Annotated in this window: 10 protein-coding genes; 6 read left to right on the top strand and 4 right to left on the bottom strand. The window is 72.3% G+C overall.

Going from position 1 to position 10,254, the window contains the following annotated elements; all coding sequences use genetic code 11:
- Positions 1–220: hypothetical protein (locus tag ACFWY6_RS40025; RefSeq protein WP_135328887.1), on the bottom strand; the 220-nt coding region annotated here is incomplete at its 3' end.
- A 90-nt stretch (positions 221–310) separates the two neighbouring features.
- Here ACFWY6_RS40025 and ACFWY6_RS40020 point away from each other — a divergent pair.
- The gene (locus ACFWY6_RS40020; protein ID WP_384701194.1) at positions 311–1,510 is read left to right on the top strand and encodes a bifunctional adenosylcobinamide kinase/adenosylcobinamide-phosphate guanylyltransferase; all 1,200 of its coding nucleotides are present in this window, start codon (positions 311–313) and stop codon (positions 1,508–1,510) included.
- A gap of 18 nt (positions 1,511–1,528) precedes the next feature.
- Here the strand turns inward: ACFWY6_RS40020 and ACFWY6_RS40015 are convergent, their stop codons facing one another.
- Positions 1,529–2,269 carry a class I SAM-dependent methyltransferase gene (locus ACFWY6_RS40015; protein WP_384701192.1) on the bottom strand — a complete coding sequence of 247 codons (741 nt, stop codon included), beginning with the start codon at positions 2,267–2,269 and terminating at the stop codon, positions 1,529–1,531.
- A 143-nt stretch (positions 2,270–2,412) separates the two neighbouring features.
- On the opposite strand from ACFWY6_RS40015, the gene cobT reads away from it, so the two are divergent.
- The 3 genes from cobT to ACFWY6_RS40000 are packed head-to-tail and all read left to right on the top strand — an operon-like array spanning position 2,413 to position 6,013.
- Positions 2,413–3,492 (top strand): nicotinate-nucleotide--dimethylbenzimidazole phosphoribosyltransferase, encoded by a 1,080-nt coding sequence (cobT, locus tag ACFWY6_RS40010; RefSeq protein WP_384701189.1) that lies wholly within the window; start codon positions 2,413–2,415, stop codon positions 3,490–3,492.
- 56 nt (positions 3,493–3,548) lie between these two features.
- Positions 3,549–5,300: a phosphatidylglycerol lysyltransferase domain-containing protein gene (locus tag ACFWY6_RS40005; protein ID WP_384701186.1), complete on the top strand. Its 1,752-nt coding sequence runs from the start codon at positions 3,549–3,551 to the stop codon at positions 5,298–5,300.
- On the top strand, positions 5,297–6,013 hold the full coding sequence (locus tag ACFWY6_RS40000) for a hypothetical protein (protein WP_384701183.1): 717 nt from the start codon (positions 5,297–5,299) through the stop codon (positions 6,011–6,013). The genes ACFWY6_RS40005 and ACFWY6_RS40000 overlap by 4 nt, the downstream gene beginning before the upstream one ends.
- Here the strand turns inward: ACFWY6_RS40000 and ACFWY6_RS39995 are convergent.
- The gene (locus tag ACFWY6_RS39995) at positions 5,959–6,717 is read right to left on the bottom strand and encodes a hypothetical protein (protein WP_384701180.1); all 759 of its coding nucleotides are present in this window, start codon (positions 6,715–6,717) and stop codon (positions 5,959–5,961) included. The two genes, ACFWY6_RS40000 and ACFWY6_RS39995, sit on opposite strands and share 55 nt — an antisense overlap.
- 111 nt (positions 6,718–6,828) lie before the next feature.
- On the opposite strand from ACFWY6_RS39995, the gene ACFWY6_RS39990 reads away from it, so the two are divergent.
- Positions 6,829–7,611 carry an adenosylcobinamide-GDP ribazoletransferase gene (locus ACFWY6_RS39990; protein ID WP_384701177.1) on the top strand — a complete coding sequence of 261 codons (783 nt, stop codon included), beginning with the start codon at positions 6,829–6,831 and terminating at the stop codon, positions 7,609–7,611.
- On the opposite strand, the gene ACFWY6_RS39985 is transcribed toward ACFWY6_RS39990, so the two are convergent.
- The gene (locus tag ACFWY6_RS39985) at positions 7,501–8,400 is read right to left on the bottom strand and encodes an endo alpha-1,4 polygalactosaminidase (RefSeq protein WP_384701175.1); all 900 of its coding nucleotides are present in this window, start codon (positions 8,398–8,400) and stop codon (positions 7,501–7,503) included. The two genes, ACFWY6_RS39990 and ACFWY6_RS39985, sit on opposite strands and share 111 nt — an antisense overlap.
- 270 nt (positions 8,401–8,670) lie before the next feature.
- Here ACFWY6_RS39985 and ACFWY6_RS39980 point away from each other — a divergent pair, with 270 nt between their 5' ends.
- Complete coding sequence (locus ACFWY6_RS39980; RefSeq protein ID WP_384701172.1) at positions 8,671–10,212, top strand: leucyl aminopeptidase; 1,542 nt, start codon at positions 8,671–8,673, stop codon at positions 10,210–10,212.
- The last annotated feature ends 42 nt before the right edge of the window (positions 10,213–10,254 follow it).

Here is a 10,254-nt window from a genome sequence, read left to right as displayed (position 1 = left end):
GGCCCTGCGCCGCGTCCTCCGCGTGCAGGCTCATCGGCCCGTAGATCTTGTTGGCGTCCTCGAAGAGCGACACCTGGTCGGCGCCGCCGTCGGCGAGTTCTTTCCAGTACTCACCGACCCAGGACTCCGCGTCGCCCTGAGTGGTGAACTCCTCGGGCTGCAGCGCGGGCTGGACCTCCGTCCCGTCCGCCTTCTCGAACCGCCACGTCCATGCCGCCATGCCAGCCTCCCGATGGTCCGACAGCTGTCTCAAGCCGCTTGAAGCCTAGCCGGGCGAGCGGTGCTCGCGGCGACGCGGGAGGATCTTCTCGTGGAACTGACTCTGCTCGGCACCGGCGCCCCGGAAGGCCTGCCGCGCCCCGGCTGCCCCTGCGCGGCCTGCGCGACCGCGCTCGGCGACGCCGCACGCGCCGCGACCGCGCTCCTCGTCGACGGCGTTCTGCTGCTCGACCTCACCCCTGGCGCCGCCCTCGCGGCCGCCCGCTCCGGGCACACGCTCGGCGGCGTACGCCAGGTTCTCCTCTCCCATCCGCACGACGGCCCATCGGTGGAGGTGCCGGCCGGTCTGCCGCAGCCGGCCCGGGTACCGGACGGGCGGGAGCTCGCGCTGCTCACCGGGCACCGGGTGCGCGCGGTGGCGATGGACCACCCGGGCACCGGGTACGAGGTGGTCGGGCCCGACGGGGAGCGGCTGCTGTATCTGCCGCCGGGCGGTGCGCCCTCCGGAGTGCCGGACGACCATCCCGCGTACGAGATGGTCGTGGCCGATGTCATCGGGCGCCCCGACGGGCTCGCGCGGCTGCGGGCGGCGGGCGCCATCGGGCCGACGACGGACGTCATCGCCGTCCATCTGAGCCATGAGGTGCCGCCGGGCGCGGAGCTGCGGCGCAGGCTCGCGGCCGCCGGTGCGCGGGCCGTGCCGGACGGTTCGACGCTGGTGGTCGGCGCCTACGAGGACGTACCGGACGTGCCGCGGCGCACCCTCGTCGTGGGCGGCGCCCGGTCGGGGAAGTCGGTGGAGGCCGAGCGGCGGCTCGAGGCGTTCCCCGATGTGCTGTACGTGGCGACGGGCGGGACCAGGAACGGCGACTCCGAGTGGGCGGACCGGGTGAGCGCGCACCGCGAGCGTCGGCCGGGCTCGTGGAACACCGCCGAGACCTGCGATCTGGTGCCCCTGCTCGCCGAGAACGGGCCTCCCCTGCTCATCGACTGCCTGTCGCTGTGGCTGACGTACGCGATGGACGAGGTGAACGCGTGGGACGACGCCGAGTGGGCGGGCGGCGGCGAGAAGGCGCTGCGCAAGCGGGTCGCCGAGCTCACGGACGCGGTGCGGGCGACCCGGCGCACGGTCGTCGCCGTCTCGAACGAGGTCGGCTCGGGGATCGTCCCCGCGACCGCGTCGGGCCGCCGCTACCGCGATGAGCTGGGCCGTCTCAACGCGGCGTTCGCGGCGGAGTGCGAGCAGGTCCTGATGGTCGTGGCGGGCCAGGCGCTCGTTCTGCGGGGCTGACGGGACCGACCCGGCCGCTCACGTGTCCGGGTTCCTGCGGGCGATGATCCGGTAGGCGTTGGAGAACCGGGTGCGGCTGACCACGGGCGCGAGCAGCCGGTCGGCCAGGGCGGCGGCGGCGAGCAACGGGATCGCGAGGCGGGCCGCGGCACGGATGCGGCCGAGTGCGACGGCGAGGCCCGCGGTCAGGTCGAGCGGGATGTGCGGCTGGCGCCGGTCGGTGGCCACGACGGTGTAGCCGAGGCTCTCCAGCTCGCGCCGGAGGGCGGTGAGCGGGATGCGGTGGTGCGGCTCGGGCCGGATCCAGCCCTTGCCGAGCAGCCTCGCGTACCGGCTCTCCGGGACGGGGACCTCGATCATCAGATGGCCGCCGGGCCGCAACACCGTGCGGGCGGCGATGAGTTCGATGCGCGGGTCGGCGCTGCGCTCCAGGTAGTGGAACATGCTCAGCGCGTCGTAGCGCCCCGCGAGCTTCGGCGCGAGATCGGCGAGCAGCCCCCGGTGAGCCTCCTCCACGCGGCCCGCCGCGCGGCCCCACTCCACCCGCTCGGTGCGGTCGAGCCCGTCGAAGGCGGTGTACGGGTGGACCTCCTTGGCGGCGGCGGGGAAGTCCCCATGTCCGGTGTCGATGTCCAGCCAGCTCTCGGGCTCGGTGAAGCGGCCCATCGCGCGGGCGCGTGCCCGGTGGCGGCGGGCGGCCGGGTGCGGGGCGGCGAGGACCTTCTCGGCCTGGGCTGCGGCGGCGTGGGCGGCGTCCATGGGGGTGGAGGGCTCCTCTGTCCGGCGGTTCAAGCAGTACGACAATCCCCTTGAAACGGTACGTAAGGGATGATCGACACCAGGGCAATGACACCACGGAGGCGACCACGCGGGGCCCCGACCCTCCCGGTACTGTTCGGCGAATGAGCTCGCTGAATCTCGACGACTTCACCGACCTGATCGAGCGCCCCGACGGCGGGGTGCGGCGCGACGCCGAAGAGCGCAGGGAACGGCAGAGCGTGCCGCCCGGGGCGCTCGGGCGCCTCGACGAACTGGGCGAGTGGCTGTCCGCCGCCCAGTCGTCGGTTCCGGTCAGGCCGATCGAGCGGCCGCGCGTGATCCTGTTCGCGGGCGACCACGGGGTCGCCGAGCTCGGCGTATCCGCCAGGCCCGCAGGCAGCGCGGCCGAACTCGTGCGCTCCGTGCTCGCCGGGGAGAGCCCCGTCGCCGTGCTCGCGCGCCGGCTCGACGTACCGGTCCGGATCGTCGACATGGCCCTGGACTGCGACCCCGCCGAGCTGCCCGCCGAGGTGGCGGGTCACCGGGTGCGGCGCGGCTCGGGGCGCGTCGACATCGAGGACGCGCTGACGGCCGAGGAGGCCGAGGCGGCGGTGCGGGCCGGGATGGCCGTCGCCGACGAGGAGGCCGACTCCGGCACCGATCTGGTCGTGCTCGGCGATGTGAGCGTCGGCGGGACGACGCCCGCGGCGACGCTGGTCGCCGCGCTCTGCGGCACGGACGCGTCCGTGGTGACCGGGCGGGGCGGCTCGCCGATCGACGACCTGGCGTGGATGCGCAAGTGCGCGGCGGTCCGTGACTCGCTGCGGCGGGCGCGGCCCGTGCTCGGGGACCAGCTGGAGCTGCTCGCGGCGGTGGGCGGGGCGGACATCGCCGCCATGACCGGGTTCCTGCTGCAGTGCGCGGTGCGGCGTACGCCCGTGATTCTTGACGGCGTCGTGGCCTCGGCGGCCGCGCTGGTGGCCCAGCGGGTCGCCTTCCGGGCGCCGGACTGGTGGCTCGCTGGGCATGCCGGCGGGGAGCCGGCGCAGGCGAAGGCGCTGGACCGGATGGCGCTGGATCCCGTGCTCGAGCAGGGCGTGAAGGTGGGCGAGGGGGTGGGGGCGCTGCTGGCACTTCCCTTGGTGCGGGCCGCGGCCGCGCTCTCCGCCGAGCTGCCGGAACGGGCGCCCGCACCCGCGGCTGCGGCCGCACCTGAGGAGTAGGCACCCCGGAACGCCTGCCCCCAACAAGGACATCACGCCCCATATGATCCCTTTTCATGGGAGATGAGCCGGATGTTTCTTCTGGGCGTAATCGGCGGATCGCTGCGGGCTTCAGTGTCTGGTACTTGCGCGCCGTCACCTTCATCAACTTTCTGAGCGCGGTCTGGGTCTCCCTGGGGCAGGATCTGCGGCGGCACAACACCGAGAACTACTTCACCCCGTATCTGCTGACGGCAGGATTCGCCTCGGGGGCGTTCACGATGTTCCTGGCCATCACGATGCGCCGCCGCAAACGCGCCGCCTGGATCCTCAACCTCGTACTCAGTGGGCTCTTTCTGCTGCTCTTCGCGTTCGCGATGGTCTTTCCGGAGATCCGCCAGCACGCGCAGAACTGGATCTCCCTCGTCCTGACCGCCGCCTTCGTCGCCTCGCTGATCGTCGGGCGCCGGGAGTTCTACGCCAAGGGCGACCGGTCGAACCCGAAGCTCGCCGCGGCCGTCGCCGTCGGCGGTCTGCTCGTGACCTCGCTGATCGCCGCGCTCCTGGTCACCGTCACCAACCACGCGCACGACGAATACCGTTCGACCTTCCTCGACCGCTGGCGCTACGGCACCATGCGGCTCGTCTCGCTCGCCGCCGACGACACACGGTTCGAGGGCATCGCCACGCCCGGCTGGGTCAACGTCACCATCAACGTGCTCAGCACGCTCCTCCTCCTTGCCGTGCTGTACGCCGCCTTCCGCTCCCGCAAGGCCGTCGACCCGCTCACCGAGGACGACGAGACCAAGCTGCACGGACTGCTCGACAAGTACGGGGAGCGCGACTCGCTCGGGTACTTCGCGCTGCGCCGCGAGAAGAGCGTCGTGTGGTCGCCGAGCGCCAAGGCCGCGGTCGCCTACCGGGTCATCGGAGGCGTCTCGCTGGCCTCCGGTGATCCCATCGGGGACCCGGAGGCCTGGCCCGGCGCCATCGAGCCCTGGCTCGCCGACGCCCGCGAGCACGGCTGGATCCCGGCCGTGATGGGGGCGAGCGAGGAGGCGGGCACGATCTACGCGCGGCACGGTCTCGACGCGCTCGAACTGGGCGACGAAGCCATCGTCGAGACAGCTGAATTCACCCTGGAGGGGCGGGCCATGCGCACCGTCCGGCAGGCGTACAACCGGGTCAAGCGGGCCGGGTACGAGGTGCGGATCCGCCGTCACGAGGACATTCCGGCCGACGAGATGGCGTATCTGCTTGAGCGCGCCGACGACTGGCGCGACGGGGCCACCGAGCGCGGCTTCTCCATGGCGCTCGGGCGGCTCGGCGATCCTGCCGACGGGCGGTGCGTGATGCTCGAATGCACCGATGGGGACGGGCGATTGAGAGCGGTGCTCTCGTTCGTGCCCTGGGGGCCGAACGGGCTCTCCCTCGATCTGATGCGGCGCGACCGCGACGCCGAGAACGGCCTGATGGAGTTCATGGTCATCGAGCTGCTCCAGCGCGCCCCGGAGATCAACGTCACTCAGGTGTCGCTGAACTTCGCGATGTTCCGGTCCGTCTTCGAACGTGGCTCGCGGCTCGGCGCGGGCCCGGTCCTGCGGTTGTGGCGCTCGCTGCTCACCTTCTTCTCCCGGTGGTGGCAGATCGAGTCGCTGTACCGGGCCAACGCGAAGTACCGCCCGATCTGGGAGCCGCGCTTCCTTCTCTTCGAGAAGAGCGGCGACCTGCCGCGCATCGGCATCGCGTCGGCCCGCGCGGAGGGCTTCCTGGAAGCGCCGGGCCTGCCGAAGTGGCTGCACCGCAAGCATCTGGAGTCCCGACGATGAACGCCCCGTCCCTCTCCCTCTCCCGGTCCCTGGGCCGCATGGCACGCGACGAGTGGGGGCCGCTGTACGCCGCGGTGCGGGACGGGATCGTGGCCCGGCGGTGGCGGGCGGCGCCGATGACGCTCGCCGCGGTCTGTCTCACCGCCCTGTGCCAGTTCGTCCAGAACCAGCCCTGGGGCTATCAGTTCGTCCAGAACATCGGTTCCGTACGGGCCGAGGACCCGCTCTGGCTCGCCCTCCTGCGGACCCCGCTCTCACTCTTCGTGCCCGCGCTCGACCTGCCCGTCTGGGGCGCGCTCGCGCAGATCCTGCTGGTGTTCGGCATCGCCGAGATCTGCGTCGGCTGGTGGCGCACGCTCCTCATCGGCTACGCGGCCACCCTCGCGGGCACGCTCTACGCGCGCGTGGGCATCGCATGGGGTCCCGGCAACCCGCTGGGGCTTCCCGCGTCCGACGCGCAGGTCGTGGACACCGGTCCGTCCGCCGCCGTGGTGGGGCTCGCGGTCTATGTGTGCTGGCGTTACCGGGCGTGGTTCACGGGGGCCCTGGTGATCGCCGTGATGGTCGTCGAGGTCTTCGTCAAGAGCAACCTCGCGGGCAAGGAGCACTTGGCGGCGATCGCGGCCGTCCTTGTGCTGTGCGGCTGCTCGGCGGTGCTTCAGCGGCGCGGGCGCGCGAGTTCCGTGTCGGGCTTGCCGCCGATCCAGTCCTGAACCTTGCGGCGCGGGCCCGCCCAGCGGCGGTCGTGGCGGTAGGCGCGCAGGCCTGCGCGGGCGCGGGCGCGGTGCCGGTTGCGGTAGAAGCGCCTGGCCCATGCCGATCCCGGGCGGGCGAGGCGGATCGCGCCCACCAGCGCGACCAGCGGGATCACCATGCCGATCAGCGCCGTCTGCAGCTTGCCCTTGGCCAGGGCGACCAGGGCGCAGCAGCAGTTGAAGGCGACGTTCAGGGCGAGCGCGGCGCGGTTGCTGCGCTCATCGGGCGACAGGTCGTTCACGCCGAACGGGGTGAAGCCGGTGAGGATGAGCACCACCAGGGCCGCGGTGAGCATCACCACCTCGACGCTCTTGCGGCCCTGTTCGCTCCAGTAGACGTCGTCGAGGTAGAGGATCAGCGCGAACTCGTCCAGGACGAGTCCCGCGCCGATCCCGAACATGACCGCCGCGATCATCGGCCCCAGGCTGTGCGAGCCCGCGGCGACGGCCCAGAAGCCGCCGACGAGCATGAGGAAGATGCCGGGTACGACGTGATGGATGTGTACGTCGCCCGAGCTGACGTTCCGGAAGGGGCCCTTGCCCGCGCGGATGAGGCGGGTGATGGTGCGGGTGACGAGGAACGTGACGACGAAGGAGAGCAGGGCCAGGAGGAGCGGGAGCTTTCCCGGCTCCGTGATGTTCCGGTACCACCAGTCGGCCATGGGGCCATCCTCGACTGCAGGGTGCCGTGTCGCATTCCGACCTGAAGGGTGGGCACAGCGCCACCTGCCGGGGCCGGTCAGCTCGGCGACCACGCCAGGTACCCTCCTGCGGTGCCCCGAACCTCCCCCGCCGACGGCCCCCGCTTCGCCTTCGGCACCCTCACCGCGCTGCCGGTCACAGTCACCCGCTGGGACCGCGACGCCGCCCGCGCCGGGATGCTCTGCGCTCCCCTGGCCGGCCTCACCGTGGGGCTGTTCGCCGCGGCACTCGGCGGTGCGCTCATAGCCCTCGGCGCGGGCCCCCTCCTCGCCGCCGTGGCGACCGCCGCAACCCCCGCCGCGCTGACCCGCGGCCTCCACCTCGACGGCCTCGCCGACACCGCCGACGGTCTCGGCAGCGCCAAGCCCGCCGAAGACGCCCTGCGGATCATGAAGCAGTCCGACGTCGGGCCCTTCGGCGTCATCACGCTGCTCTTCGTGCTGCTCGCCCAGGTCGCCGTCCTCTTCCAGCTCTACGACGCCTCGTGGACCCGCGGCGCCCTCGCCGCCGTCGTCTCCGCGGCGGCGGCCCGGCTCGCCCTCACCCTGGCCGCCCGCACGGGCGTACCCGCGGCCCGCCCCGAGGGCCTCGGCGCCGCCGTGGCGGGCACCGTCCCGCGCAAGGCCGCGCTGCTCACGGCAGCCGCCGTCACCGCGGCCGCCGCGGCCGCCGCCGTGCCCTGGGGAACGTACGAGGCCGTGCAGTACGCGGCCGCCGTCGTCCTGGCGGTCTGCGCCGCCGAACTACTGCTGCGCCACTGCGTCCGCCGCTTCGGCGGCATCACCGGCGACGTCTTCGGCGCCCTCGCCGAGACCGCCGCGACGACCGCCCTGGTCGTCCTGGCTCTCGGCTGAGCCGCACGCCTCGCGCCAGACCCCCAGCTCGTACTTCTTCAGCATCGACGACAGCTTCAACTTCCGTGACTGATCGCAGAACCGCCGCGTCGGCAGCTCGTACTCGACGTGGAAGACCGCCTTGCCGGCCGCGATGAACGGCTTCCAGCGCTCGCACTCCTCGTACTGCGCGCACTGTTCGTTCACGGCGAAGTCGAAGTCCCCGACGAGGCGCGGGATGTGGTCCGGGTCGTTCTTCAGGCCGACGGCCATCCCGCGCTCGTGCGCGAGGCGGGCGATCAGGCGGTTGTAGCGGAGCTGGTCGGCGCCGGTGAGGCGGAAGCCGGTGCGGTTCGCGTAGCCGTCCATGTTGTCCGGCTCGACCGCGTCGAAGCCCTTGTCGCGGCACATGTCGATGCGCTGCGCCATCAGGGGTTCCAGGACGTCGGTGCGGCGGATGTCGAGCCAGCGCTCGCCGTCCCAGCCGTTGCTCCTGCCGATGACCGCCTCGGGGAACTTCCCCGCGTCGGGGCGGAACTCCTCCCACGCGCCGGTGGAGAGATAGCAGATGACCTTGCGGCCGCGCCGGTGCAGATCGGCGACGGTCGCCTCGGAGTGGTCGAAGCCGTCGATGTCGTAGACGGGGACATCGACGGAGGGGTCGAGCTTCCCGCTCAACTGCCACTGCCAGGCCGTCCCGGGGCGCGGCCGCCACCGCGCGTCGTCCTGTTCCTCGTCCGCGGGCGCCGCGCAGCCCGCGAGCACCAGCAGAACGAGAAGCACGGCGGCACGTCGAAAGTGGGCTGACACGGGCTCACCGTACGGGAGGTGACGCGGGCTCACCGCACCGGAGGGGCCGCTGTGCGACGGCCCGCTCACACTGCGTACACCATCGCGAACACGCGCGCCAAACATGAAAATGACGCCACGAACGGATGAATCTGCGCTGGCACGATCGAATCGCCACGACGCGCGTAGGCTCATGTCCGGCGCCCTTCCGGCCCGTTCTAGGCTGGCGCCGGGCCCGGTCGACCCAACCCCATCGGCCAAGGAACTCAACGGAAGCGAGAATTCACCACCGTGACTGCTCTGACTCTCAGCACCGCCGCCGCGTCCGGCCTGCGTGCCGACGCGATCGTCGTCGGTGTAGCGAAGGGCGCCAAGGGCGCGGTTGTAGCGCCCGGCGCCGAGTCCGTGGACAAGGCGTACGACGGCAAGCTCGCGTCCGTCCTGGAGACCCTCGGCGCCTCGGGCGCCGAGGGCGAGGTGACGAAGCTGCCCGCGCCGTCCGGCTTCAAGGCGCCGGTCGTCGTCGCGGTCGGTCTCGGCACGGTGCCGGAGAAGGACGAGACGTACGGCACCGACGCCCTGCGCCGCGCCGCCGGCACCGCCGCGCGCGCCCTGACCGGCTCGAAGAAGGCCGGGTTCGCGCTGCCCACCGAGGACGCCGACGACGCCGGTGCGATCGCCGAGGGCGCGCTGCTCGGCGCGTACTCGTTCGACGCGTACAAGGAGAACGGCTCCGCGAAGGGCAAGAACGGCAAGGCGGCCAAGGACTCCAAGGGGCCGCTCGCCGAGATCGCCCTGCTCGGCGGCAAGCCCCGCGACAAGGCGTACAAGGCCGCGGTCGAGCGCGCCACCGCCGTGTCCGAGGAGCTCAACCGCTGCCGCGACCTGATCAACACCCCGCCGAACGACCTGGACCCCGAGGCCTTCGCCGCCGTCGTCACCGCGGCCGGCAAGGAGCACGGCATCAAGGTCCAGGTCCTGGACGAGAAGGCGCTCGCCAAGGGCGGCTTCGGCGGCATCCTCGGTGTCGGTGTCGGCTCGGAGGCCCCGCCGCGCCTGGTGAAGCTGTCGTACACGTCGTCCAAGGCGAACAAGCACCTCGCCTTCGTCGGCAAGGGCATCACGTACGACTCGGGCGGCATCTCGCTGAAGCCCGCCGGTCACAACGAGACCATGAAGTGCGACATGAGTGGCGCCGCGGCCGTCTTCGCCGCCGTCGTCGCCGCCGCCCGTCTGGGCCTCGAGGTGAACGTCACCGGGTGGCTCGCGCTCGCCGAGAACATGCCGTCCGGGTCCGCGACCCGCCCCGGCGACGTCCTGCGGATGTACAGCGGCAAGACGGTGGAGGTGCTCAACACCGACGCCGAGGGCCGGCTCGTCCTGGCCGACGCGATCGCCAAGGCCTCCGAGGACCGGCCCGACGCGATCGTCGACGTGGCGACGCTGACCGGCGCGATGATGATGGCGCTCGGCAGCCGCACCTTCGGCATCATGGCCAACGACGACGCGTTCCGCGCCGCGATCCACGACGTCTCCCTGGAGGCGGGCGAGGACTCCTGGCCGATGCCGCTGCCCGAGCACCTGAAGAAGGGCATGGACTCCCCCACCGCCGACATCGCCAACATGGGCGAGCGGATGGGCGGCGGTCTGGTGGCCGGTCTCTTCCTCCAGGAGTTCGTCGGCGAGGGCATCACCTGGGCGCACCTGGACATCGCGGGCCCGGCCTACAACGAGGGCGGACCGTTCGGCTACACGCCCAAGGGCGGCACCGGCTCCGCGGTCCGCACCCTGGTCCGGCTCGCGGAGCGCACGGCCGCGGGCGACCTCGGCTGATTTGCGTACGTCGCGTGGGGCCCCGGACGGCAGGTCCGTCCC

It is taken from the genome of Streptomyces sp. NPDC059037 (assembly GCF_042740015.1).
GTDB lineage: Bacteria > Actinomycetota > Actinomycetes > Streptomycetales > Streptomycetaceae > Streptomyces.
Note: the sequence above shows the minus strand (reverse complement) of the source record. Positions and strands in the feature narration are given on the sequence as shown.